The following is a 26,047-nucleotide window of genomic DNA, read 5'->3' on the forward strand; positions in this document are numbered from 1 at the left end:
CGGAGGGCCTAAACAAAAAAGGGCAGAGACCAATTGATCCCTACCCCCAACTTTACAAAAAAAATTTAACGCCAACCACCGCCTAAGGCGCGGTACAGGTTCACTTCGTTTAAAAATATGTTCTTTTTAGTAACCGCTAATTGCAATTCGGCATCAAGCACATTGCGTTGCGCGGTAATAACTTCCAGGTATGTTGCCCGGCCAACCAGGTAAAGATCCCTTGACACACTCACAGCATTGTTTAAAGCCGTTACTTCTTCCTGCTTAAACTGGTAGTATCGTCTAAAGTTATCCATCCCCCGCAAGCTGTTCATCACCTCCTGGTAACCGCCAATAATGGTTTTTTGATAGTCGTATAAAGCGGCTTTGGCTTCAGCAACTTTATATTCATAATCGGCTTTAATACGTCGCCGGTTAAGCACCGGGGCAGTAAGTCCACCCACAATACCATACACTGCCGATGCCGGATTAAACAACAACGCTCCTCTAAACGCATTGTAGCCCCCATAGGCGTTAATGGTTAACGCCGGGAAGAACGCGGCCCGCGCCGAACGGATATCCGCGTTAAGCGCGGTTAGTTCCAATTCGGCTTGCCTTATGTCTGGCCGGTTAAGCAGTAATTGGGTGGGTATACCTGTGTTTAACTGCCGTGGTTCCGCCAGCGTTATAATAGAAGTATCGCGCGGAATAGCACGGTTAAAGCTGCCGGTAAGCAAACGAATAGCATTTTCCGTTTCCGTTATCTGCTGCGATACTTCATACTGCAAACCCTTGGTATAAGCCAGTTGTGCAACAAATTGCTGTACAGCGAGCTCGGTGGCGCGGCCGCCCAACTTTTGTATCTGTACAATTTCAAGCGCGCTTTCCTGTAGGGTGATATTTTTTTTGATAATACCCAATTCGCTGTCAAGTGCCAGCAGTTCGTAATAATTGGCGGCTATTTGGGCTGTCAATTCGGTAGCAATTAACCTGTAGCCACTTTGTGTAGCCAGATAACGCGCCAATGCCGCCTTTTTTTGGTTTTTTAGCTTACCCCACAGATCAACTTCCCATGAACTGCGCGCACCGGCGAAAAAGTCGGGCGTAGGACTGGTAGGAACTTTTTGATCGCTGTTAATATTGTTTGAAAAATTGGTATCAAAATTACCAACGCCATTCATGGTATACTTGCCAAAGCGGTCTGCCCCGGCACTTACGTTCAGATCAACTGTAGGTAACAGCAACGATTTATTGTACCTGAAACTGGCAGCCGCCATCTCAACGCGCTGCATTGTGGCCTGCATATCAAGGTTTGATTGAAAGGCAGTATCAATAAGGCGTGTTAAAAAGGAATCAGCAAAGAAATTCTTAACAGGTAAAGCCGCAATGGTAACGGTGTCTGCAGCCGGTTTTTCAAAGATCGCTGGTAATGCCTTGTCTGATTTTACGGTAATGGCCTTATAATTTTTACATCCCGCCGCTATAACAAGTAGCAGGATGAAGGTGTAGAACTTATAGTGTTTTATAGTGTGTAGCATTGTTTATTGATGATGGTTTAAATGCTCGGGTTCTATTACTTGTACCGGTACGGCCTGCGGATCAGGTTTCTTTTTGCCCATTGAGGCAAAGATTACATACAACCCCGGGATGATAAATACCCCGAAAATTGTTCCGAATAACATACCTCCCGCGGCTGCTGTACCTATTGAGCGGTTACCCACTGCACCGGCCCCTGTCGCTATACACAACGGAATTAAACCGGCAATAAATGCAAAGGATGTCATCAGGATAGGGCGTAAACGCGAACTAGCGCCTTCAACTGCTGCCTGCAATACCGTTGCGCCCTGGCGTTGGCGTTGCACCGCGAACTCGATGATCAGGATAGCGTTTTTGCCCAATAAGCCTATTAACATTACCAATGCCACCTGCGCGTAAATGTTGTTTTCGAGCCCTAAAATTTTCAGGAAGAAGAAAGCGCCAAAAATACCCGTGGGCAGTGAAAGTATAACCGGAAGCGGTAGTAAAAAACTTTCGTACTGCGCGCAAAGTAGCAGGTAAACAAATATTAAACACAGAAGGAATACATAAAGCGTTTGATCTCCTGATAATATCTGTTCCCTCGTCATACCCGACCATTGAAATACGTAACCGCGCGGCAGCTCTGAACTTTTTTCCTCTATGGTTTTAATAGCATCGCCACTACTAAAACCTGCAGCCGCATCGCCGGTAACCATGGCCGATGTATACATGTTAAAGCGGGTAACCTGTTCAGGGCCTAATACCCTTTTTAAGGTAATAAACGTTGAAAAGGGTACCATTTCACCTTTGTTATTCTTTACCATCAGGTGCAACAGATCCTCGGGTTTGGCCCGGTATTCAGGCGAAGCCTGTACCATAACCTTATACATTTGGCCGAAGCGAATGAAGTTAGAGGCATAGTAGCTTCCCATTAAAGTTTGAAGCGTAGACATGGCTTCGTCAATAGTGATACCTTTCTGCGCGGCCACGGCTTGATCTATTGAAACAAGGTATTGCGGAAAAGTAGCATTAAAGTTGCTCGTTGTACCTTCAATCTGTTGTGTGTTATTAAGCGTATTTACAAAGGCGTTAGTAACCTCTGCCTCTTTAACCAGGTTGCCGGTACCGCTTTTGTCTAGTACCCTGAATTCAAACCCGCTGGTGTTACCAAAACCCTGTACGGTAGGTGGTGGAAGGAACTGGATATCGGCATCGGATATGCCTTTTGTCTTTTCCGCCAATAGCGCTATTATATCATTAACCGTTTCTTTACGGTCATCCCACGGTTTAAGATTTATCATTCCCATTCCGTAGGACGCGCCGGCGGTGTTATTAACCAAACTGAAACCCGCAAGGGTTGACATCGATTCAACTGCTTTAAGCGACTTGGTTTGCTCATAAATGGCCGATAAAACATTTTCTGTACGCTCAACTGTAGCTCCCGGAGGCGTAGTTACGTTAACGTAGATAACACCTTGATCCTCCGTAGGTATAAAGCCGGTGGGCAATATTGCATTAAAGCCCCAAGTGGCTACAAAGAATAACGCCAGCACCCCGATAGTAAGTGCTTTACGACCGGCTATTTTAGCGGTAATGCCTGTATACTTATCGGCCACCGAATTATAGCCATGGTTAAATTTATCAAAGAACCGGCTCAGCGCTCCTTTATGCCCAGCAGGGTTGTGGGGTTTGAGCATAAGGGCGCAAAGAGCCGGTGTTAGTGTTACCGCGTTTATACCCGAAATTACTATAGAGAAGGCCAGCGTTAAAGAAAACTGACGATAAAAAACGCCGACAGGTCCGGTCATAAAAGCTACCGGAACGAACACTGCCGACATTACCAATGTTATGGCAATAATTGCACCGCTGATATCTTTCATGGCAGCAATAGTAGCATCCATAGGAGAGAGGTGTTCTTCACTCATTTTTACGTGTACTGCCTCAACTACTACAATGGCATTATCCACCACTATACCAATAGCTAGTACCAATGCAAACAGTGTAAGCAGGTTAATAGAGAATCCTAAAGCCTGCATACATGCCAGCGTCCCTATAAGCGCGACAGGTACAGCTAATCCGGATATTAATGTTGAACGGAAATCCTGCAGAAACAGGTAAACCACTATAAATACCAGTATAAATGCTTCAACCAGTGTGCGTAAAACTTCGTGTATAGAAGCATCCAGAAACCTCGACACATCATAATTAACATTGTAGCCCATTCCCTTCGGAAACTGTGTTTCTTTGAGTTCGGCCATGCGTGCTTTTATATTGGTAATAACCTCGCGCGCGTTTGAGCCGGGGCGCTGTTTGATCATAATAGATGCGGAAGGCCTGCCATCCGTTTTTGAAACCATGCCGTAGTTAAGCGATCCAAATTCTACATCAGCGATTTCTCGCAGTTTTAAAACAGATCCGTTGGCATCAGCGCGAACAACAATGTTTTTGTATTCTTCCGGTTCAAAAAATTTGCCGGGATACCGCAACACATATTGAAGTAATTGCGGCGACTTATCAGAACTTACCCCGGTTTTACCTGGCGCAGCCTCTACGTTTTGAGCACGTATGGCTTCAATAACATCATCTGTAGATACTTTGTAAGCCGTCATACGGTCTGGCTTAAGCCATACACGCATAGCGTATTCTTTAGCGCCCAAAATTTCCGCATAGCCAACGCCGTCAATACGTTTTAACTCTTGCAGAACATTAATATCGGCAAAGTTGTAGATGAATTTTTCATCCAGTTTATCATCTTCACTGATAATATTAAGGTATAACAGCATACTGTTTACCTCTTTTTCGGTTTGAACACCGGCCTTTGTTACCTCTTCGGGCAACTCATCGAGTGTTTTTGACACACGGCCCTGCACAATAACAGCAGCCTGGTCGGGGTCAGTTCCTACGTTAAAATTAACTTCTATAACGGTAAGACCATCATTAGTACAAACGGTTGACATGTAGGTCATGCCAGGTACACCGTTAATGGAACGCTCAAGCGGCGTAGCCACCGCCTTAGCGCAAACTTCGGCGTTTGCACCCGTATAATTAGCTGTTACTGTAACAGTTGGCGGGGCAATATCAGGAAACTGTGTTATAGGAAGCTGCAATAAAGCCAGCACACCCACCAACACAATAAGCAGAGAAATAACAAGCGACAATATTGGCCGCCTGATGAACATTTCGAACATAAGGTAGTACGTTAGATAAAATAATAAACGAATGCCAGCCTTTAAAAGGCTTACTATTTCATAGCCAGTTTTTTACCGGCCGACGCGTTAACAGGTTGTATTACCATGCCATCGCGTGCGTTTTGCGTGCCTTCATACACAATCTTGTCACCGTGTTTAAGGCCGTCTTTTATCACATAATAATGTGCAAGGCGGGTAACCGGTGCAATACTTTGCATGTGCAACATGTTATTTTTATCTACTACGTACACGTAGCTCTTGTCCTGTACATCAAATACCGACTGTTGCGGAACCAGTATTACTGAATCAACAGTTGATGAAATATACAGCTTGCCGGTAGCTCCGTGGCGAAGCAACCTGTTTGGATTTGGAAATTTTGCTCTAAAATCAATAGACCCGGTTGACTGTTCAATTTGCCCTTCAATGGTTTCTATCTTTCCCGGATGCTGATAAGCGCTGCCATCAGAAAGTACCAGTTTAACATTAGGGTCTGATACCTTATTTCTCTCAGCACGCTGATACCTCAGGTATTCATTCTCCGGGAAACTGAAGTAGGCATACATTGCCGAGATATCAGAAACATCGGTAAGCAGGGTGCCTTCATCAATTAAACTACCGGCCTTAAGTGGTATTCTGTCAATTATGCCGTCAAATGGTGCGCGGATATTGGTATAAGCCAAATGGTTTTCGGCACTTTGAACAGAAGAACGTGCTTCGTCTATGGTGGCCTTATCTGCATTTAATTTAGCAAGGGCCACTTCCAGTTCTGATTTTGAGATAACCTTTTTATCAACCAGTAATTTTATACGTTCGGCTTCTACCTCTGTTGCACGGGCGGCAGCTATGGCGTTGCTCAGGGCTGCTTTAGCTTTGCTTAGCATAACGCGGTATTCCTCGTCGCTTATTTTAAAAAGCAATTGGCCCTTTGTAACTGATTTGCCCTCATCCACATATATCTTCTCCAAAAATCCCTTAACACGGGCTCTTATTTCTACATTCCGTATGGCTTGTATATCAGCTACGTATGGGGTTTCTAAAACGGTGTCGCGGGCGGTAAGCGTAACCACCGGTAATTGTGCAATAGATTGAGTTTGTTGTGTATTGTCCTGACTATTAGCCGTACACCCGGTTATGTAAACCGGTATAGCGATAACTAATAGCCATTTATATATTGATCTTATCGTTGCCATGATGTTGTTATATTAAGCTATGTATTTGATATCTGTGCGGTAGATATCACCAAAAAAAACGCGTATGCGTTGTGCGAAATAAACAGTTAAATCAGAACGGACTTAGCCTGAACAAGAAGTTGTAGTAACTTGGCAAAAAGTGGCTTACCGTACGGTATTTACCAACATAAAGCTTTATTGTAGTAGGTATAGTATTACAAATGGAAAATAGCTGCAGCGCAGGAGCCAATATAGCCGGTGATGAGATCCGGTTAATTAAAAAATGGTTGCGGTATTTTATTTTATGGGAATGGTTGCCATCGTCCTCGTTAAGGTCTTCGTAAAAATGTACCGCGGTGCTTAGCAACGAGCTCATTTCCAGCAGGCATTCTTCTGATGTATCAGTACATGATGAATTTATGTCTACAAAACTTGCAGGCACCTGAAACCATATAACTGAGTTGATCAGCCATGCAGAAAGAAATATAATACTCCATCTTTTCAGCATACTGCGAATTTAGCGATAAAAAAGTAATAAAATCAATCTTTTTTGAATAAATTGATATTATTTTAGCCTTTGTAATAAAAATATTATAATTTCTATACTTTATATAATCCATTTAATAAATAAGTCGCAAAAATCTCAAATAACAGCATCGTTTTTAAAAAACTATTTTCATATTTGTGAAGTTAAAATGATGACAAGAAATTTAAACATTAACTGGTGGTGGCTTAACGAGAGATCGTAAGGCAAATCCGTGTTATATATAATATACTTAAGGGTTGCCAATTGGTAACCCTTTTTTTTTAACATCATTTTTAGGTAATACCCCTTATAATTAAATTATGAAACAGATATTAAATTATCTTTTTGAAAATAAAGCATTCAGCAAGGAAGAGGCGCGGGAGATACTGACCAACATATCAATAGGCAAGTATAACAACTCGCAAATTACCGCTTTTATGACGGCCTATTGTATGCGCAATATCACCGTTAACGAGTTGGAGGGTTTTAGGGATGCAATGCTGGATCTGTGCCTGCCGGTAGATATGGGAGGGGCGGAGATGATAGACCTTTGCGGCACGGGCGGCGATGGTAAGGATACGTTTAATATATCAACCCTGGCTTCGTTCATTGTTGCTGGCGCGGGCTATAAAGTAGCAAAGCACGGTAATTATGGCGTATCATCCGGATGCGGGTCATCTAATGTTATGGAGTATCTGGGCTACAGTTTTACAAATGATATTGATACCCTTAAAAGAAACGCTGATACGGCCAACATCTGCTTTTTACACGCTCCGCTTTTTCACCCGGCCATGAAAACTGTAGCACCTATCAGGCGCGAATTAGGAGTTAAAACTTTTTTTAACATGCTGGGTCCCATGGTTAATCCCGCAAGGCCAAAAAATCAGTTGGTAGGGGTATATAACCTGGAACTTGCACGTATGTACGCTTATTTGTATCAACGCTCTGACAGGAAATATACCATATTGAACGCACTTGACGGATATGATGAAGTGTCACTTACTTGCGATTTTAAAACTTTTTCATCAGAAGGTGAAAAGATATATTCGCCGGAAAGTTTAGGCTTTACCCGTTTAAATCCAACAGAAATTGCAGGGGGCAGCGATGTGCCGGAATCTGCCGCGATATTCAGCAAAGTTTTAAAAGGCGAGGGAACCGGGGCGCAAAACAATGTTGTATTGGTAAATGCAGCGCTTGCTATTAAAACTATTAAGCCATTAAGTAGTTTCGGCGATTGTTTTTACGAGGCGGAAGAATCGCTTATGCAAAGCAAGGCGCTTAAAAGCTTTAAGTTATTATTGGGCAATTGATATGAAAATTAAGGTTTGCGGGTTACGCGATGCGGAGAATATAAAAGCTGTAGCGGCGTTGGGTTCGGATTATATCGGGCTTATCCGTTATGATCTGTCTCCACGCTATGTAAACAACCTTGATGATGCCGGATTAAACGATATTCCTGAAACAATTTTAAAGACCGGTGTTTTTGTTAACGAAAGCGCAGAAAAAATACAGCAATTGATAGATGAGTATGGCTTAAACGCCATTCAGTTACACGGTAATGAAAGTGCCGATTTTGCCGCCGCATTCAAAAACAAAGTTGTAGTTTTAAAGGCGTTTGGAGTGGGTGAAAGCTTTGATTTTAAACAGTTAGAAAATTACGCAGGAAGTGTTGATTTTTTTCTGTTTGATACCAAGACAGCAGCGCACGGTGGCTCGGGCCAAAGCTTTAACTGGGATATTTTAAATGACTATCATTTAGATGTTCCGTTTTTTTTAAGCGGTGGACTAAGCATTGACAATCTGCACGAGATAGCAAGTATTAAACACCCGCAGTTTTACGGAGTCGACCTTAATAGTCGTTTTGAAACGTCGCCGGGAATGAAAGATATAGAAAAACTAAAAAAGGCATTTGCCATTGTAAAACAATACACCACGAATGAAATACGGAGTTAACGAGCAGGGCTACTACGGCGATTTTGGCGGGGCCTACGTGCCCGAAATGCTTTACCCCAATGTGGAAGAACTAAGGCAGCAGTACTTGTCAATAATTAGCGAGGCGGGTTTCCGTACCGAGTTTGATCAGTTGCTGAAGGACTATGTAGGCAGGCCGTCGCCGCTGTATTTTGCAAAGCGATATTCTGAGAAATACGGTGCAAACATCTTTCTTAAACGGGAGGACCTTAATCATACCGGCTCACATAAGATCAACAATGCCATTGGGCAAATCCTTTTAGCCAAACGCCTTGGTAAAAAACGCATTATAGCCGAAACCGGAGCAGGCCAGCATGGTGTTGCCACGGCTACAGTTTGCGCGTTAATGGGGCTGGAGTGTATTGTGTATATGGGCGAGATAGATATGGCGCGGCAGGCACCCAATGTATCGCGCATGAAAATGTTGGGGGCTAAGGTAGTTCCGGCTACATCCGGTAGTAAAACATTAAAGGATGCCACCAATGAGGCCCTGCGCGATTGGATTACCAACCCGGTTGATACGCATTACATTATAGGGTCTGTTGTAGGGCCGTATCCATACCCTGATATGGTGGCGCGCTTTCAATCCATCATCTCGTTTGAAACTAAAAAACAATTGTTTGAACAAACAGGTAGTGAACTGCCTCAGTACGTAATGGCATGTGTTGGCGGTGGCAGTAATGCCATAGGCATGTTTTATCATTTTTTAGATGAAGACAGCGTACAGCTAGTTGCCGTTGAAGCTGCCGGAAAAGGCGTAGACAGCGGCCACTCTGCCGCGACAACCTTTTTAGGCCGCGAGGGAGTTTTGCATGGTAGCCGTACCATTTTAATGCAAACAGATGATGGGCAGGTTGTTGAGCCTTATTCTATATCTGCCGGGTTAGATTATCCGGGCATTGGGCCGCAGCATGCACATTTGTACAAAATTAAAAGAGCGCAGTACGCCAGCGTTACAGACGACGAAGCCTTACAGGCAGGTTTGTTATGCTGCCAGTTGGAGGGTATTATCCCGGCAATAGAGTCGGCGCACGCGTTGGCGCAATTAGAGAAAATGAAATTTAAGGCAAACGATAATGTGGTGATCTGTCTTTCGGGCAGGGGAGATAAGGACCTGGACACATATATAAAACATTTTGGATATTAGGTAGACGATGGTTCATGGTTAATGGTTCATAGTAAAACATTGCAACCAACATCCATGATCTGTTAACTATCAGCTATGAACTAACCATGAATCGCTTAAACCAACTCTTTCAAGAGAAAAAGAATAACCTTTTATCCATCTATTTTACGGCGGGTTACCCCGGATTGAGTTCGACGCTGGATATAGCCGAAGCGCTTGAAAAAGCCGGTGCCGATTTTCTGGAGATTGGCTTTCCGTATTCCGACCCAGTGGCTGATGGGCCTACCATTCAGCATAGCTCAGAGCAGGCGCTTAATAACGGTATGACGTTGAATGTGTTGTTTGAGCAGTTAAAAGATCTGCGTAAACGTGTTAGCATCCCCATTCTGCTTATGGGCTATGTAAACCCTATTGTGCAGTATGGTGTAGAACGTTTTTGCAAAAAAGCGGCGGAGGTAGGGGTAGATGGCGTAATTGTGCCCGACCTGCCCATGTATGAGTATGAAAGCATGTACGCTCCATTTTTTTTAAACAATAACCTAAGCAACATATTCCTGGTTACTCCACAAACCTCGGCTGAGCGTATCAGGAAAATAGACGAGTTGAGTAACAGCTTTATTTACCTGCTGTCATCATCATCTATAACCGGGGGAAGTTTGAACGTGTCTGTTAATATTGAAGATTACTACAAGCGGGTAAAGGCAATGCAGTTGAACAATCCCACCATTATAGGTTTTGGCATTACTGATAAGGCATCATTTGATAAAGCCTGCGAGTACGCCAGCGGCGCTATTGTGGGTAGTAAGTTTGTTAAACTGTTAGGGGAGGAGAGTTACCTTCAAAAGATACCGGCCTTTATTAAATCTATAAAGCAAGCCTAATTACACTGTGTTTTACTGAATGCGGGTGTTGCAGCAATACAGGCAACACTTTGCAACACTTGCAACATTGGTTTTTGCATGTATTTGATTGTCAGTTTTTTATAACTATTGAATGTTTAAACATGCAACACTTTGCAACAGACATATTCGTCTGGAAATTTAGCTGTAAATTTGGTGTAATTGTCTGTATAACAGATTGTTGTAAATAGGTATAAAATACGCGCATGCAACACTTTTATTGGGTAACTGTATACTTAAATATCTGTTTGGCAATTCTTCCGTAATCATCTATCCCCTCAATAGTAACGCGGTAGGTGCTTGGTACGCTGTGAGTAAAATAACTTAGCCGCGCCTTTCCGTCTGTACCGGTGTTTACATTTGGATTCCAGTAAATGGTTGGCCGCCACCTATTAATAATGTTTGTGGATGTTACAGTATAATCAGGAGCGTAAAACTCGCGCGCGGTATCAAAACCGTTTTCAAACCGGAATAGTTTAACAGGCGATGTTTTTGTAGAGCCTGGCGCGTAATGTTCCTGTTCGAAGGTCCAGTAATCTAATTCGCCGCCTTTTGTAGTAATAACAACTACGCCATTACCGCCGCTCATACCATAAGCTGCGGCGTTGCTTCCCTTTAAAACTTCTACACTTGATACTTGCCCTGCCGAAATTGTTCTAAGCCCGTCAGGTCGTTCTATGCCATTAACAAAAACAGCCATTGGTTTGTTGCTTCTTCCACGTGCTACTAATGAGACGTTGTGCTGCGAATCTACAACAGCCATAACCCCACGCAGCTTTAAAGCAAGGCATTCGCCAAGACTACTTCCCTGGCAATCCAACAAGTCTATAAAGGTTACCACCTGGTCTGGCGTGCCACCCATGTTAGACGATCTCTCTTTGATCATATCCTTTATTGTTGGTTCAGTTTTTTTCTTTTCATTTATAAGTACCTCATTGAGCTGTATACCCAACATATTGCCTGTTTTTAGTTCTTCAATCCTTTTAGCAATTTTGTTTATGTACCGGTTAATGTCATCACTCATGGTTGTGTCAGTCATTATCTCGTCTGCAATAATCGGAGGCTCATATTTATCAATTGCCACAATCAGGCCTTTATTTTTGTCTTTCGCTACAGCGTAGAATGGCTCGCCTCTTTTAACCGGGATATTGTTAAAAATAAATTTGCCGTCCACATCTGAAACTGCAGTTAAAGCAGGCCCTCCCGTAGGAAAGAACAAACCAACTACACTTGATGCTGCAGGTTTTCCCTTAGCTGTAAATAATTGCCCACTCAGCAAGGAAGACGTGTCTTGCGGCACGTTAAGAACTTGCGATTGGCTTGACGCTTGTTTTTTACCGTTTTGTGTTTTAACAGTAAGTAGTAAATTATCCAGGCGGTTAAGCGTTTCTACATCCATAGCAGAAAGGTCATAGCTTAGATCATTTGTGCAATTTTTTAACTTAACGGTACTTAACAGATCATTAAATATATCTTTAGCGTTTATATCATTTACTGCTATATCCGCTTCATTATTTACCGCTACAGAAAAGTTGCCGCTTACGGGTCTGCCTTCCAGGTCAGTTACGGCAATACTCAGGTCAACTTTTTCATATGGTTTGTATATTGCCTTGTTAGAAGTAATTGCTACATTGAGTTTTCTGTTAGTTTGATTATATACCATTCTTTGTGCGATAACGTTGCTACCGGCGGCGTATAAATTAAACTGCAGCATACCTGCCGGGAGTTCTGTTTTTGAAATAACAATGCTGTCCCGGCCTGTAGCTAATAACTTATCTGCTTGATACTGTACTCTGTCAGCAGCTTTAATTACAAGGTTAAGAGGAGTTTGGCTATTGAGATCGGCAGTGTTGAGGTATACTATAATGTCATTATCATTTTGTTTTACAGCCATATTAACGCCGGCTGCCTGTGCCTGTTGTAAAGCAAAGCGTTTTTCTTGTCCGTTAGGTAATGTTAGCACCGCCCGGTATTTACCGTCTTTTTGTGGTTTTAAATTAAAGACGCTAACGCCGTTTTCATCGGTTTCAAATTTAGCTATATGGCTTCCAACCTCGTTGGCTATGTAGCCTGATGTTTTGTTAAGCGGTTTACCCAACGCCGAAACTTTAATTGCTACGCGCGAGTCTATATAATTAAGCAACGTACCTCCTTCCGGAAAAAACTGAAGTTTCAGGCTATCTGAAACAGACGGCGAATTTTGCGTTAGTGCATTACCATTTAACTTAGCCGGTGCCGAACTAAGGTTGGCTATAACAACGGTTTTGTAAAAAAAGCTGTTACCATTGCTTTGGGTATTATTAGTGTAAGCCCTCAGCATGTACGTGCCATTTTTAAACAGGCTGTCACTAAGCGCTATTTCTCCCCAGCTTATGCCCGCGTTTAAAGGTAAACGCAGATTCTTAACTATATTTTTCTTCCCGTCTATCAGTTCAACAAAACAAATTTTGCTATCTGTAGACGGCCTGTTATAGGCATCCACAACATATAGTTTCATCCAGGCTGTGTCGCCGGTTAAATACCAGGGCCTGTCCATTTGTATGTGGATCTTTTCAACGGGCATGGGCATCAGCAATTGGTTTGAGTTTGCCGCTAATGTTGTTTGCTCTTTTATATCTGCCGGTAACAGTTCTTCCGGTAACACATCGCCAACACGCTGCCAACCCCAAAAGCCCTCAATCATTACACCTTTTTGCGAATTTAGTGTGCCGTTTTTATTCAATACTATATTATCATCCAACTGATAAAGCCTTGAAATTTGCGCGTTTGGCACCGGGATATATAAATGTGCGCCGCTGTTTAAAAACTCTACAGGCTCACTTTTGCGAACATAACAAATGTAAAAACGGGTAGTATCATTGCGATTTACCAATAAGGGTAGATTTAAAACCCTGTTCAAATCCGAATTTTTAAGCAGCAACTCCGGATTAATAGGTTTAATATTAGCCTGGTCAATCATTATTCGGGATATACCTGCCAAACGGCCTCGCGCCGAACCGGAAATGTTATAGTTGGCTGTTTGACGCAACTCCGAGTCGGCAATTTTAAAAATCTTAAATCCTTGTCCCTCAGTAGTTCCGTTATAAAGACTTCTGAAAAAATGCTGCATGGAGCCATAGTAAACAGACGAGCGATTCTGTTCCCATTCTTTTTGTTTTTTTTCGTCGCCTTTCAGTTCCTCAAAATATATTTTGCCTTTGTAAGAAAATGATTGCTCTTGCCGGTTAAACGAAAACGAATTTAAGAGGTAATAGACATTATAACCCAACCCGGCATTTTCTATTTTAATAAAGTCGGTAGAACTGGCGGTTAAAGTGCCTGCGCCATTAATGTATTTGAACCTGAGTACATCACTATTAACAATTTTACTCTTTTTTGCAATGCGCGACTGTCCAATAAATACTTCTGTAAACATTTTTAAATAACGGGCGCGGTTTCCGTCGGGTTTAGCCGTTATCTTCGCTTCATTAAGCGAAATAGCGTCCGGCTTTAAAGTAAAGTTTATATTAAGTGATTTGGTTGAAATGGTGAGACGTTGTGTAATGGTTACAAAACCCATCATACGCACAAGCATTTCATAATTACCTGCAGGTACGCCGCTTAATTTAAACCTACCCTCACCGTCTGTACCTGCCGCCCATTTTGAGTTGCTTAAAAAAATCGTTGCGCCGGGTAGGGGCTGGCCGGTTTCGTCTGTAACGCGCCCTGTAATATTAAATAGGGTGCTGTCTGCCTGTATAGGGTTAGCTTTATTACCACTAAGTTCATATGCAAATGAGTGCTGAGCGCAAAACAATAAGCAAATACCCCAAAACACAGCAATAGCTACGCCATGCAAATAATTAAGAGTATTGATATGCTTACTATTCACTTTTTAGAGAATTGTGGCTGGTTAAGCAGTATAATTGGTTTATGGGTTTTGTATAGACTAAAGTTACTATAAATTACAAAGTATTATACCACTATTAAACTAAAATTAAATTTTTAGTTGGTAGCGCAACATCCTGCACTAACAAGGATATCCATTAAAAAAAATCGCGGAAAATAATAAGTGTTTTAAAAACAATTATACATTTGCTGTTAGTTGATCACAAACCATTCTGATACCAAACATTATTATGAAATTTTTTAATTCAGCGCTGCTTGCGGTAGGCTTAAGCGCGTTTACGCTTAACACGTATGCCCAGGACATTTCGGTTGTTAGCCCGGATAAGCAATTAAGTGTAAACATTACCGTAACTGATGGAAAACCGGCTTACTCGGTAACTTACAAAGGTAAAACCATGTTAGATAAGTCGCCTTTAGGCCTTACAACTAACGAGGGCGACTTTACTACGGGCATGAAATATTTAAGCAATACCCAGGGTGTTGTTGATAAAAACTATACACAGGACAAGATAAAACGCTCGCAAATACATTACGCGGCCAATAAGTTGATCTATGTGTTAGAGAACGCTAAGCAACGCAAATTGAATGTAGAGTTCCAGGTAAGCAATAACAATATAGCTTTCCGTTATGAGATAGAGCCAATGGGCGAACGCCTGTCATGCGTGGTTGAAAAAGAGGCTACAGGGTTTAAGTTCCCATCGGCCACAACTACCTTTTTATCTAACAACATGACGCCTATGACCGGCTTTGCCCGTACTGCCCCAAGTTATGAAAGCGCTTATGTTGCCGATGCGCCAATGGTAAAACCACGCCCTGCTACAGAAGGTTATGTGTTCCCCGGTTTGTTTCATGTTGGTACTGATGGTTGGGTGCTGTTGTCAGAAACAGGTGTATCTAGCCTTTACTGTGCTTCGCATCTGAGCGAGATATCTGCCGATGGTGTTTATTCAATTGAGTACCCGAATGTTAAACAAAACAATGGGTTCGGCTCTACCGGAGCCGCTATAGCTTTGCCGGGTTATACCCCATGGCGCACAATTACCGTTGGCGATAATCTAAAACCAATTGTAGAAACTACCATTCCGTATGATGTGGTTGATCCTTTATATAAAGCATCAAAGATCTACAAATACGGTAAAGGCACTTGGAGCTGGATACTATGGCAGGACAACAGCATGAACTATGCTGATCAGGTTAAGTTTATTGATCTGGCTGCAACACTTAAGTATGATTTTATTTTGATGGATGCTTTGTGGGATAAAAATGTGGGTAAAGAGAAAATGGCGGAGCTGGTTAAATACGCGGCATCAAAAAAAGTAGCCGTGTTTTTATGGTATAACTCGAACGGTCAGTTTAATGACGCACCGCAGGGGCCACGCAATAAAATGAATACCTCTATTGAGCGTAAAAAAGAAATGAAGTGGCTGCGCGATATTGGCGTGGTTGGCCTTAAGGTTGATTTCTGGGGTGGCGACAAGCAAGAAACCATGCGCCTTTACGAGGATGTATTATCAGACGCTAATGATTACGGCCTGATGATTGATTTTCACGGAGCAACCTTGCCGCGCGGCTGGGAGCGGATGTACCCTAACTACGTAGGCACAGAAGCGGTTTTGGCATCAGAGATGGTATATTTTAACCAGGGCAACCGTCAAACAGAAGCTGTTTATGCTACCTTCCACCCGTTCATTCGCAACGCGGTAGGCAATATGGAGTTTGGCGGAACATTTTTAAATAAGTATCTTACTAAAACCAATAAAGACAGGAGCCCACGCTTAACCACTGATGCTTTTGAGTTGGCTACAGCTGTTTTGTTCCAAAACTCGGTACAGTTTTTCGCGCTTGCTCCTAATAACCTTACAGATGTGCCGCCGTTTGAAATTGATTTTATGAAAACGGTACCCACTACCTGGGAAGAAACGCTTTACATTGACGGATACCCGGGTAAAAGCGCGGTAATAGCACGTCGTTCCCAGGGCAGATGGTACATAGCCGGTGCTAACGCGGGTAAAGAAGTTTTAAAACTGAAGCTTAACCTGCCTATGATTGCCGGTAAAAAAGTACAGCTTTATAATGACGACAGCGCTAAGGCCACTTTCACAAAACAAATTGACATAGCTAAAAACGGTGAACTGGAAATAGAAATTCAGCCAATGGGCGGGTTTGTAATAAAGTAATAATATCGAAATTTGAGTTAATTAAGCCCTGCAGTAGCAGGGCTTTTTTTGTGAATATTCTTTCCGCGCTTCATCGCAAGCGCAGCATAGCGACCTCCTTGGGACAGTCCGGCGACTTGTAAATCAGACATACGTGGCGGATAAGCTTAAAGAGATAGCCACGCTGCGCTCGCTATGACGTTGTTGGTTAAGAGGGGAATCGCACGACCCTTCGCTTCTTTTTTAATTTTTCGAACAACCACGGATCTAAAGCCTTTTTGTGTATGCTTGAAAACAAAAAAGGCCGTCCTTTCGGAGCGGCCTTCAACCTATCAATTGTATATAAACCTATAAAGAATATCTTAGAGTAATACCTAAAGTTCTTTGGTCGCCCAATACCCCTGCGTAATGGCCCGCGTTACCACCTGCCGGTAATAGCTGCTCAAAATAGTTTTGGTTAAGCAGGTTACGGCTCCATATGTAAGCGCTTATACCGCGGGTAGCCTTAAAGCCTAAACGGGCGTTAAGCAAGCCATAACCGGCTATGTTTAAATAAGCCGATGGAGAAGCGCTTGACGAGAATGATGAACGGAAAGAACCATCAGCCGCTAAAAAGAATTTTGAAGTAGTGTTACCCAGGAAGCTTGCATCAGTATCGTACTCAGCGCCCAACGCGCCTGCCCATTTAGAAACACCCGGAAGTGCTGCGCCGGAAATATCTTTAAACGCAGGTAACAAGCCGGTTTCTTCTAACGGAAGGGGGGCATTGGTGAACTTAACATACTTGGCGTTAGTATAAGCAGCGTTTCCGTAGAATGAGAAATGCTGGCTTACTTTATAATTACCATCCAATTCTACGCCTTTTACGTTCACTTTTTCGGCATTGGCAATGTAACCACGGTTAACGGTCAGGTCGGGCGATTGAACGTTGGTTTGGTAATTGTCTATATCCGAGTTGTGGAACGTAACGTTTAAAAGGAAGTTATTTACCGGTGTGCTTTTAAAGCCAATTTCGTAGTGATGGGTCTTCTCTGGTTTAATAACAGCATAATCTAAAATAGTTTTACCAGCCTCTGGCGATGGCAAACCGGCCACATTTACACCTACAGGCTTATAGCTTGTTGAGTAAGTAGCGAAAGCATTTAACCTGGTGCTTGGCCTGTAAGCGGCAGTTATTGAGTAAGTAAAATTGTTCTCGTCAATACTGGTGGTATAAGACTGGCTGCTGTACACACCGTTTTTAATTTTTTGCAATTCAGCTTTTACCGCTGCGCTGTAGCTGCTGTTAGCTATATCTAAACCACCTCTTGCCTGGCGATCATAAAATACATCCTTTTTATCATAGTTTATGCGCACACCCGGTACAATGTGGAAGTTTTTTGCCAATTCATAATCAACACTGGCAAAGGCCGCCGCGCTTTTTGATTTGATAGATGAGTTGGTATATATTCCGTAGCCCTCTAACAATCCCGGCGTAGCCCATAACTGATCGTTGGTGGTGCCTGGTGTATTAGCGTTGTTACCGGTTGAACTTTTTGAAAACCGTGCCTGCGCCGAGCCTGATTCTTCTGTACCTGTAGTTTTAACCTCCTGGTCCAGATAGAATACACCAACAACACCGCTCAGATTTTTAGCAAAGTCGCCTGCATAACGTACTTCCTGCGACCAGTTATGATGTTTTGATGGATTTTGTGATTTTGACAATACCGGTAGCCCTGTAAAATCGCGGTCGTTTGACGGATCCCAGTTCCAGTAACGATAGGCGGTGGTAGAAGTTAAAGTACCCGGACCGATCTTAAAATCGCCGTTTAATGAAACACCACCCAATTGGTTGCCTGATCTCCAAGGCGTATCATGATCTATAACACGGTCAAAAGCATTCAGGCTTGGCAGAGTGTACCCAAGATCGGCTATAATAGCGTTAAACTGACGATAAGCTGCCCGTTTGGTTGGCGCAACACCGGCAACTACCTGGGCATAACCCTCAGGCTTCTGATCAGACGCGTCTCCCGCTAAAGTGATGGATACATTATCAGATGGTTTGTATAAAAATTGTAAACGTGCGCCTAAGTTATTGATATCGTTTACTGCACGGCCGGTACGAACGTTTTGTACCAAACCATCGCGTTGCGTACCCGAAAACGATAAACGAGCAGCGATAGTTTTACTTAACGGACCGGTTATAGCAGCCTTACCCTGTACGTAACCGTAGTTGCCAAAACTGGTTTCGAAAGTATAACCTGGGGTAAAACTTGGCTTGCGCGTGGTGATATTAAAGGCACCTGCAGCAGTATTTTTACCAAATAAGGTACCCTGAGGGCCGCGTAACACTTCCACGTTTTCTACGTCGATAAAGTCAAATGTAGCGGCAGCAGGGCGTGCGTAATAAACGCCGTCTACATACACACCTACACCCGGATCTAAACCATCGTTAGTTAAACCGAACGGTGAGCCAATACCACGAATATTGATGCCTGTGTTACGGGGGTTTGATGTATACAATTGTAATGACGGCACAAATTGCTTAACGTAGTTAATGTTAAATGCGCCGGCCTGATCGATCTGCGCACCACCTACAACTGAAACGGGGATAGGAACATCCTGTAAAAGCTCCCGGCGGCGGCGTGATGTTACCACGATCTCGCCCAACAGATCATCTTCAACCAATGTAAGATCAATAGGAGTGGTTTGGAAAGTCAAAACCTGGAAATCCTGTGGTTTAAAACCAACAGATTTTACCTGAAGGTAAAAAGGAGGCTCCAGTTTGGGAGTAATGCTGAACACGCCCTGCTCATCCGCAGCAACAGCGATTGTTGTGCCTCTAACTGTTACGGTAGCCAATGGTACCGGCTCTCCTTTAGAGTTTTTTACAACACCTGTTACTACATTCTGTGCAAGTGCTGCCGGAGAAGAATAAACGAGGAAGGTTATTAGTAAGAATTTTATAGTGTTTTTTAGATGTTTCATTGTAATTATTGTGCTTTAATTTTTTTGATGTGTGTTATTGTTTAAGGTGTGGGGAACGGACATTAGCAACAACAACAGGATAAAGCGATTCGGCGGATGTAAAGTTTAATCATAATAATATATAAATTCTATAGATTTAGTCGACAAAAATATTAATTAAAATCGCTTCGTCAATATTTTTTTTAATTATTTTATTAAGATGTTAATTTACAGTTGTTTATGAATTGGATTAAAAGGATTGTGGTTTTAGAAAAAACGGTTAACAATAGCTTAGCACACACTTTTAATCTTACTTATTCCATATCAAATGCTTATTTTGCCGCATGCAATCTTTTGAAGTAGATAAGAAGGACCTGAGCCGTGTAAAAGCGGCCCTTGAGGGCGATGATGCCGGCTTAGCGGAGGTATTGCAAGATTACCATGCTTCAGAAATAGCTATATTATTTGAGCGATTACCCTCCGAAGCTCACGAGCGTATCATTAATATCCTGCCTACTGAAATTGCTTCAGAAGTTATTTCAGAAATGGATGAGGAGTCGCATCCGGAGGAACTGCTTATTAACCTTGATCCCGAAAAACGTTCTGAGATTGTAAGTGAGCTGGATTATGATGATGCCACCGACCTTATAGCCCAACTGGAAGAACACGAACAGCAGGACCTGCTGGAGAGTATGGATGAGGAAGATGCATCTAGCATACGCGCGTTATTAAGCTATGGCGAGAATACTGCCGGTGGTTTGATGAACTCCTCGCTGATAAAGGTCAATATCAGGCAGGATAAGAAAGGCGCGCTGGATGATATTATACGGCAATCTGAAGAGATGGAGGAATTTTACACCATTTATGTGGTGGAAGACGACGACACCTTACAAGGCGTGGTATCCATAAAAAATATTATAAAGGCACATGCCGATGCTAAAATAAGCAGTTTGCTAAAAGCCGACCCGGTTTATGTTAATGCGGACGTTGACCAGGAAGAGGTAGCGCGGCTGATATCGCAATACAACCTTACCACCATCCCCGTTGTTGATGATCACATGAAGTTGCTGGGCCGAATTACGGTTGATGATATTATCGACGTAATGGAGGAGGAGAGCACTGAGGACATTCTAAAGTTCTCGGGTGTATCAGAAGATGAGGAACTGAGCGGTAGCTGGCAGGATGCAGTAAAGAGTCGTTTGCCATGGCTGGTTTTAAACCTAGCCACAGGTTTTTTGGCGGCGGGTGTGGTGCGGCACTTTGCTTCTGTGCAGGTTGCCATTCCAACCATTGTAGCATATATGACTATTGTTAGTGGTATGGGGGGTAACGCTGCTACTCAAGCGCTGGCGGTAACCGTGCGCCGTATATCTTTAAGTGATTTAACAGATAGCCAGGCTTACAGAACTGTTTTAAAAGAATTTTCTGTAGGGTTGATCAATGGCGCGGTTAACGGGTTAATTGTTGGGGCATTTGCATTTGTTTATGACGGCAGCCCAATGATGGGTGTAGTTTTGTTTTTAGCCATGACAGGGAATCTTTTTATCGCAGGTTTAACCGGGGCAACAATTCCGTTGGTTTTAAAGCGGGTTGGAATAGATCCGGCGGTTGCATCATCCATTATCATCACCACGTTTACAGACTGTGCAGGTTTTTTCTTACCCTTGTGGTTTGCCAGCAAGTTTTTGCTGTAAGGTTAAAATAGTAATCGGTTTAATTGTAATTTTGTGAATTATGCTTCATCCGATAATACAGGCGCAATTACCAATTATTGTAAGGTTGTTTGAAACCCACAATGTAAAACGCGCCTATGCTTTTGGGTCTGTAATAAACGACAACTTTAACGACAGTAGCGATATCGACCTATTGGTTGATTTTGACGATACCGTAAATACGTTGGATAGAGGGAGAATATGGTGGGATTTGCATGACGAACTAAGATCTTTGTTCAACAGAGAGGTGGATTTGCTTATAAATGGGTCATTAAAAAACCCCTATTTACGTGCAGATATTGATGAGAAAAAGCAATTGATATATGCAGCGTGAATTAAAGAAGTATCTGTTTGACGTGCTAACATCTATTGAAAATATTGAACAGTTTGTTGGAACTAACAACGATTTTGAAAGTTTCAGCGGTAATCTTATGCTTCAACACGCCGTTGAACGAAATTTAGAAATTATAGGCGAAGCTGTAAATAATATACTTAAATTATATCCGGACATACAAATTACTGATGCGAGGAGAATTGTTGATACCAGAAATAAAATAATCCATAGCTACGATAATGTACATCCTGAGCAAATATGGAATATAATAATTAATCATTTATCAGCACTGAAGCGGGATACACAAACGCTTTTAGGAGGATAATTAATACTTATAAAAAATAAATACAGAATGACCGAAGTAAGACATAACTGGACCCGCGAAGAGATTGCTGAAGTATACCACACACCGTTGCTTGACCTTGTTTATAAAGCGGCGACTATGCATCGTGAAAATAAAGATTACGCAGAAGTACAGATAAGTTCGCTGATATCTATAAAAACCGGCGGCTGCCCTGAGGATTGCGCTTATTGCCCGCAGGCCGCACGCTATAATACAGGTGTTGATGTGCATGCCATTATGCCGAAGGAAGAGGTTATTGCAGTTGCAGAAAGAGCAAAAGCCGGTGGTGCTTCAAGACTTTGCATGGGCGCCGCGTGGCGCGAGGTGCGCGATAACCGTGATTTTGATAAGGTAATTGACATGGTGAAAGCCGTGAATGGTTTAGATATGGAGGTATGCTGCACCTTAGGTATGCTAACCGAGGGCCAGGCACAGCGTTTAGCCGATGCAGGCCTGTATGCTTATAATCATAACCTTGATACATCAGAAGACGATTATAAACGCATTATTACCACCCGTACTTATGATGATAGATTGCAGACACTGGAACACGTACGTAAAGCCAAGATCTCTGTATGCAGCGGTGGCATAATAGGTTTAGGCGAAACGGTTGAAGATCGCATCTCTATGATCAAAACACTGTCCAATCTACCTCAACACCCTGAATCGGTTCCAATTAACGCGCTTGTTCCTGTTAAGGGAACGCCGTTGGCAGAGCAGCCGCGCGTTTCTATATGGGATATGGTAAGGATGATAGCCACTACACGTATTGTTATGCCTAAAACGGTAGTACGCCTTTCGGCAGGCCGCACCGAAATGAGTACCGTTGAACAAGCTTTTTGCTTTATGGCGGGTGCTAACTCTATCTTTGCAGGAGAGAAACTGTTAACCACGCCTAACCCTTCATTTGATGAAGATATGGCTATGTTTGAGTTATTGGGTTTGTCGCCACGCAAAGCCTTTAAAAATGGCCGACATGAGATAAAAGAGATCAAGGAAATGAGTATTAATGAAGTGATATAACTTTATCTAAAAATAAAAGAAGAAAGGCCGGATATCCGGCCTTTCTTCTTTTATACTCACTATGTTTTAAACCTTTCCTCAAACTTGCTGTCATTGTATGGCTGATAAGATTAGATATTGAATAAGTATATTAAATTAATTTTTTAAGAAAATTAATTTACTTAATGGCAATATTGTGACAAGCAATAAGCCTATTGTTAAATATTATTCGTATATTTGTTCTATCCAATTCGCCACAAGCAATTTATAATTTTAAATTAGAAAATATGAGAAAACATTTTTGGTGGGTAAGCTGCGTTTTTTTGATGTTATGTGTTACAGTAATTAGCTGGGCACCTGCAGAAGGTAAGAAAGTTGTAGCGACCACAAAAAGCGGATACTCTGCTAAAGAGTTGTTTAATGAATACGTAAGTTCGGTTTATCAGGCTGCCAGCCTGAATCAAACCGGGTTAAGTCAGCAAGTATTTGAAAAAGCTTTAACCGGCTATTTTAACCTGAAAGCGGCCAACAAATTGTCGGAAAAAAGTGGAATAATAACCGTAGTTGATTTTACAAAATCAAGCCGCGAAAAACGCATGTGGATAGTTGATATCCTAAACAAAAAGTTATTACTTAACACATGGGTAGCACACGGACAGGGTAGTGGCAATGATATGGCCGACCATTTTTCAAATACCAATGAGTCGCACCAAAGCAGCCTTGGTTTTTATGTTACTGATGATGTTTATTTTGGTAAACATGGCCGCTCTTTACGTTTAGATGGTATGGACGCGGGTTTTAACAGTGCCGCACGTAACCGTGCTATTGTTGTACACGCTGCTGATTACGTTAGCCAGGGAGCGATAGCTCAGTTAGGCCGCTTAGGCAGAAGCCACGGTTGCCCTGCTGTTTCGCCGGAGGTTATTGATATGGTTATTAACAACATTAAGGGCAAAACCTTATTGTTTATTAATGGCAATGATACCAATTACACATCAAAGTATTTGAATGATGCGTTTGAAAGCAACTTTGCTTTTAATGCGGCACCTGCCGAAAAGGATTCATTGCCAAAGATCTAGTCAAACAAAAATATTTTTATACAAGAAAGGCGCTTCTAATTAGAAGCGCCTTTCTTGTATGCGTTGTGTTTTTAAACGGATATCATTTTGTTCATATGTGCATACAACACAATATCCAGGCCGTAAACATCCCGCCTGAATTGCAGGGTGCCGGTATCGTCAAGCCAGCAAGTTACGTAGGTAAGGTAAACCGGTACCTTTTTAGGAACGGCAATATCAGTGGGTTCGGTGTTATTACCGGCCATGTCTTTAACTATCCTGTCGTACTTTTCTCCGCTGCCAAATAATGCTAAAGCCAGTTCCTGTGGTTTCTCTAAACGCACACAGCCATGACTTACAGCGCGAACAGGTTTATTAAAGGCTAATTTTGCTGGCGTATCATGCAGATATACGCTGCTGCTATTGTTAAACAAAAACTTTATTTTACCTAATGCATTGCCATCGCCCGGGCGCTGTTTAAATGAATAGGTATCTGCAGGTGCACTTGCCCAATCAATGGTTTCCGGGTCGCTTACTTTTTCGCCATCCTTATAAACATCAATTCCTTCATTGTCTAAGTAGTAAGGGTCTCTTGCCGCAATTTTCATTATCTCTTTAGACGCGATGCTTTCAGGTATATTCCAAACAGGGTTAACCTGTACGCTGTGGATCATGCTATTTAATTGTGGTGTTTCACGAGAGAAAGGGCGATCGATCTTATCGCTTTCGTCGTACTCCGTTAATTTATCCTGCATGTCAACATTCCGGCCTTCCCCCACACAAACTTTCATATTCAGGGTAGAATGGCCATTTTCCATCACATCCAGGCGATAGTCAGGAATGTTAACCACCACATACTTATCAGCAGTTGGTTTATTTTTCCAACGCAATCTTTCCAGGTTTACCGCCAAAATTCGTTCACTTTCTTCGGCCGTCATTCCAGGTACCTGTGTGTTACCAGCCAATGCTTTTTGTAAGGCGATGTATTGCGGATCTTTAGGCTGAATGCTATCGAGGTAGTTTTTAAGGTTAGCAGTCTGAAAAACCTGCAGCATTGATAAGCTATCAGGGCGTTTAGTTTCTGTATAATACCGCTGATAAATACGACGCGGACTAATTACACCAAACTGCAAGGCGTTGGAGTAGTTAACCATGGCATTTGCAGTTAAAATTTCCAGTTCCGCTAAATCATGATAAGCCTCGTCTAAAGTTTTAATGGCTTTCTTATCATGCAATTTATTGATAAGCGCGTTGATTTGATCTGCCTGAAAAATTTTAGGGTTTAAGCCATGCGCTTTAGCTTTAAAAAGATATTCGTTAGCCGGATTAAATTTTTCCTTTATGATTTGATCCATCACAAAAACGGCATCGTAATCATTGTTCTTGTAAAACGGAAGAATAACTTGTCGCTGAGTAATTTTAGTCTTCTCATCCGCAAGTAATTTTTGAAACACTTCCGAGAAGCCCTCGGGGGTTACGTCTTTAAAAACCTTATTTTTACTGGCAGCAAAAAGTTGCTTACCCATGTCTGACCTGCTTTTTTTACAGGCCTGAAATGTAAATGCAGTTATTATAGCCAAACAGGCTATAAAGTATTTTATAAGCTTTGTATTGTTATTTATCATAAACTTTGATTTTTCGGAGTAATGCAATAGCTGTACCAATAAATAATTCAACAGAGATATTATAATAAACCACATAGAAAAATAATATGGCAGAACAGCATCAACGCGAAGTTTGGTTACGGGGGCCTTTACCCAATGTGCCCGCTTTGTTACAGCCGGTTGCACATGCGTTATTGCAGGCCAAAGAAGAAGTTAACAGGTTGATGGCCGATTTTCCGGAAATTTATTTATGGATTCAGCCCGTAGGTATGGCTTCGCCGGGCTTTCATTTGCAGCACATGGCGGGTGTTATAGACCGGTTATTTACTTACGCGCAAGCAGAGCCGTTAACGCAGCATCAGATGGATTTTTTGCATGGCGAAGGAAAAGCGCCCCAAAATCAGGACAGCGTTGCAGCTTTATTAGATGGTTTTGCAAAAAGGGTGGATGAAGCGGTTGAAAAGCTGAGCGCTGTTGATGAGGCTACGCTTACAGAAGTTCGCGGGGTAGGTCGCGCGCAAATACCTTCTACCGTGATAGGCCTTTACGTCCACGCTGCAGAACATGTTATGCGGCATTTGGGTCAGCTATTAGTTACTGTCCGAATGCTAAAGGGCGGCTGATGCTA

The 26,047-nt window shown here is 42.4% G+C and carries 18 protein-coding genes; 11 read left to right on the top strand and 7 right to left on the bottom strand.

Annotation, left to right across the window (positions count from 1 at the left end):
- Window positions 1-65 precede the first annotated feature (65 nt).
- The 4 genes from ACFQZS_RS02265 to ACFQZS_RS02280 form a co-directional block, all read right to left on the bottom strand.
- Complete coding sequence (locus ACFQZS_RS02265) at window positions 66-1,517, bottom strand: TolC family protein (protein ID WP_377096894.1); 1,452 nt, start codon at window positions 1,515-1,517, stop codon at window positions 66-68.
- A gap of 3 nt (window positions 1,518-1,520) precedes the next feature.
- A complete protein-coding gene (locus tag ACFQZS_RS02270; protein ID WP_377096895.1) occupies window positions 1,521-4,685 on the bottom strand; it encodes an efflux RND transporter permease subunit in 3,165 nt (1,054 codons plus the stop codon).
- Between the two features lie 53 nt (window positions 4,686-4,738).
- Window positions 4,739-5,875 (bottom strand): efflux RND transporter periplasmic adaptor subunit, encoded by a 1,137-nt coding sequence (locus ACFQZS_RS02275; protein WP_377096897.1) that lies wholly within the window; start codon window positions 5,873-5,875, stop codon window positions 4,739-4,741.
- A gap of 91 nt (window positions 5,876-5,966) precedes the next feature.
- Window positions 5,967-6,362, bottom strand: a complete 396-nt coding sequence (locus ACFQZS_RS02280; RefSeq protein ID WP_377096899.1) for a hypothetical protein — start codon at window positions 6,360-6,362, stop codon at window positions 5,967-5,969.
- Window positions 6,363-6,700: 338 nt separating this feature from the next.
- On the opposite strand from ACFQZS_RS02280, the gene trpD reads away from it, so the two are divergent.
- The 4 genes from trpD (at window position 6,701) to trpA (ending at window position 10,358) form a co-directional block, all read left to right on the top strand.
- Window positions 6,701-7,690 (top strand): anthranilate phosphoribosyltransferase, encoded by a 990-nt coding sequence (trpD, locus tag ACFQZS_RS02285; protein WP_377096901.1) that lies wholly within the window; start codon window positions 6,701-6,703, stop codon window positions 7,688-7,690.
- 1 nt (window position 7,691) lies between these two features.
- A complete protein-coding gene (locus tag ACFQZS_RS02290; RefSeq protein WP_377096902.1) occupies window positions 7,692-8,333 on the top strand; it encodes a phosphoribosylanthranilate isomerase in 642 nt (213 codons plus the stop codon).
- Window positions 8,317-9,498, top strand: a complete 1,182-nt coding sequence (gene trpB, locus ACFQZS_RS02295; RefSeq protein ID WP_377096904.1) for a tryptophan synthase subunit beta — start codon at window positions 8,317-8,319, stop codon at window positions 9,496-9,498. The genes ACFQZS_RS02290 and trpB overlap by 17 nt, the downstream gene beginning before the upstream one ends.
- Before the next feature lie 86 nt (window positions 9,499-9,584).
- Entirely contained in the window at window positions 9,585-10,358 is a 774-nt protein-coding gene (trpA, locus tag ACFQZS_RS02300) for a tryptophan synthase subunit alpha (RefSeq protein WP_377096906.1), read from the top strand.
- A gap of 235 nt (window positions 10,359-10,593) precedes the next feature.
- Here trpA and ACFQZS_RS02305 read toward each other — a convergent pair whose 3' ends face one another.
- The gene (locus tag ACFQZS_RS02305; RefSeq protein ID WP_377096908.1) at window positions 10,594-14,247 is read right to left on the bottom strand and encodes a carboxypeptidase-like regulatory domain-containing protein; all 3,654 of its coding nucleotides are present in this window, start codon (window positions 14,245-14,247) and stop codon (window positions 10,594-10,596) included.
- Between the two features lie 247 nt (window positions 14,248-14,494).
- Between ACFQZS_RS02305 and ACFQZS_RS02310 the strand changes: the two genes are divergently transcribed.
- Window positions 14,495-16,441, top strand: coding sequence for a glycoside hydrolase family 97 protein (locus ACFQZS_RS02310; RefSeq protein ID WP_377096910.1), 1,947 nt, complete (start codon window positions 14,495-14,497; stop codon window positions 16,439-16,441).
- A 327-nt stretch (window positions 16,442-16,768) separates the two neighbouring features.
- Here the strand turns inward: ACFQZS_RS02310 and ACFQZS_RS02315 are convergent, their stop codons facing one another.
- Window positions 16,769-19,387 carry a TonB-dependent receptor gene (locus ACFQZS_RS02315; protein ID WP_377096912.1) on the bottom strand — a complete coding sequence of 873 codons (2,619 nt, stop codon included), beginning with the start codon at window positions 19,385-19,387 and terminating at the stop codon, window positions 16,769-16,771.
- A 323-nt stretch (window positions 19,388-19,710) separates the two neighbouring features.
- Here ACFQZS_RS02315 and mgtE point away from each other — a divergent pair, with 323 nt between their 5' ends.
- The 5 genes from mgtE to ACFQZS_RS02340 all read left to right on the top strand — a co-directional run bounded on the left by mgtE (window position 19,711) and on the right by ACFQZS_RS02340 (window position 23,836).
- A complete protein-coding gene (gene mgtE, locus ACFQZS_RS02320; protein ID WP_377096914.1) occupies window positions 19,711-21,060 on the top strand; it encodes a magnesium transporter in 1,350 nt (449 codons plus the stop codon).
- Between the two features lie 40 nt (window positions 21,061-21,100).
- Window positions 21,101-21,412: a nucleotidyltransferase family protein gene (locus tag ACFQZS_RS02325; RefSeq protein ID WP_377096916.1), complete on the top strand. Its 312-nt coding sequence runs from the start codon at window positions 21,101-21,103 to the stop codon at window positions 21,410-21,412.
- The gene (locus tag ACFQZS_RS02330) at window positions 21,402-21,737 is read left to right on the top strand and encodes a HepT-like ribonuclease domain-containing protein (protein WP_377096918.1); all 336 of its coding nucleotides are present in this window, start codon (window positions 21,402-21,404) and stop codon (window positions 21,735-21,737) included. The genes ACFQZS_RS02325 and ACFQZS_RS02330 overlap by 11 nt, the downstream gene beginning before the upstream one ends.
- Before the next feature lie 27 nt (window positions 21,738-21,764).
- Window positions 21,765-22,778: a biotin synthase BioB gene (bioB, locus tag ACFQZS_RS02335; RefSeq protein ID WP_377096919.1), complete on the top strand. Its 1,014-nt coding sequence runs from the start codon at window positions 21,765-21,767 to the stop codon at window positions 22,776-22,778.
- A gap of 266 nt (window positions 22,779-23,044) precedes the next feature.
- Window positions 23,045-23,836: a murein L,D-transpeptidase catalytic domain family protein gene (locus tag ACFQZS_RS02340; RefSeq protein WP_377096921.1), complete on the top strand. Its 792-nt coding sequence runs from the start codon at window positions 23,045-23,047 to the stop codon at window positions 23,834-23,836.
- Window positions 23,837-23,907: 71 nt separating this feature from the next.
- Here the strand turns inward: ACFQZS_RS02340 and ACFQZS_RS02345 are convergent, their stop codons facing one another.
- Window positions 23,908-25,440, bottom strand: coding sequence for a L,D-transpeptidase family protein (locus ACFQZS_RS02345; protein ID WP_377096923.1), 1,533 nt, complete (start codon window positions 25,438-25,440; stop codon window positions 23,908-23,910).
- An 86-nt stretch (window positions 25,441-25,526) separates the two neighbouring features.
- On the opposite strand from ACFQZS_RS02345, the gene ACFQZS_RS02350 reads away from it, so the two are divergent.
- Window positions 25,527-26,042, top strand: a complete 516-nt coding sequence (locus tag ACFQZS_RS02350; RefSeq protein WP_377096925.1) for a DinB family protein — start codon at window positions 25,527-25,529, stop codon at window positions 26,040-26,042.
- Window positions 26,043-26,047 lie beyond the last annotated feature (5 nt).

Origin of the sequence: Mucilaginibacter calamicampi, assembly GCF_042676765.1 — a bacterium.
GTDB lineage: Bacteria > Bacteroidota > Bacteroidia > Sphingobacteriales > Sphingobacteriaceae > Mucilaginibacter > Mucilaginibacter calamicampi.

Coding starts and splice junctions, on each gene's coding strand:
- ACFQZS_RS02290 (WP_377096902.1), top strand. CDS start 7,692: ATGAAAATTAAGGTTTGCGGGTTACGCGATGCGGAGAATATAAAAGCT.
- bioB (WP_377096919.1), top strand. CDS start 21,765: ATGACCGAAGTAAGACATAACTGGACCCGCGAAGAGATTGCTGAAGTA.
- ACFQZS_RS02280 (WP_377096899.1), bottom strand. CDS start 6,362: ATGCTGAAAAGATGGAGTATTATATTTCTTTCTGCATGGCTGATCAAC.
- ACFQZS_RS02315 (WP_377096912.1), bottom strand. CDS start 19,387: ATGAAACATCTAAAAAACACTATAAAATTCTTACTAATAACCTTCCTC.
- ACFQZS_RS02340 (WP_377096921.1), top strand. CDS start 23,045: ATGAGAAAACATTTTTGGTGGGTAAGCTGCGTTTTTTTGATGTTATGT.
- trpD (WP_377096901.1), top strand. CDS start 6,701: ATGAAACAGATATTAAATTATCTTTTTGAAAATAAAGCATTCAGCAAG.
- ACFQZS_RS02350 (WP_377096925.1), top strand. CDS start 25,527: ATGGCAGAACAGCATCAACGCGAAGTTTGGTTACGGGGGCCTTTACCC.
- trpA (WP_377096906.1), top strand. CDS start 9,585: ATGAATCGCTTAAACCAACTCTTTCAAGAGAAAAAGAATAACCTTTTA.
- ACFQZS_RS02310 (WP_377096910.1), top strand. CDS start 14,495: ATGAAATTTTTTAATTCAGCGCTGCTTGCGGTAGGCTTAAGCGCGTTT.
- ACFQZS_RS02275 (WP_377096897.1), bottom strand. CDS start 5,875: ATGGCAACGATAAGATCAATATATAAATGGCTATTAGTTATCGCTATA.
- ACFQZS_RS02330 (WP_377096918.1), top strand. CDS start 21,402: ATGCAGCGTGAATTAAAGAAGTATCTGTTTGACGTGCTAACATCTATT.
- ACFQZS_RS02345 (WP_377096923.1), bottom strand. CDS start 25,440: ATGATAAATAACAATACAAAGCTTATAAAATACTTTATAGCCTGTTTG.
- mgtE (WP_377096914.1), top strand. CDS start 19,711: ATGCAATCTTTTGAAGTAGATAAGAAGGACCTGAGCCGTGTAAAAGCG.
- ACFQZS_RS02265 (WP_377096894.1), bottom strand. CDS start 1,517: ATGCTACACACTATAAAACACTATAAGTTCTACACCTTCATCCTGCTA.
- ACFQZS_RS02270 (WP_377096895.1), bottom strand. CDS start 4,685: ATGTTCGAAATGTTCATCAGGCGGCCAATATTGTCGCTTGTTATTTCT.
- trpB (WP_377096904.1), top strand. CDS start 8,317: ATGAAATACGGAGTTAACGAGCAGGGCTACTACGGCGATTTTGGCGGG.
- ACFQZS_RS02325 (WP_377096916.1), top strand. CDS start 21,101: ATGCTTCATCCGATAATACAGGCGCAATTACCAATTATTGTAAGGTTG.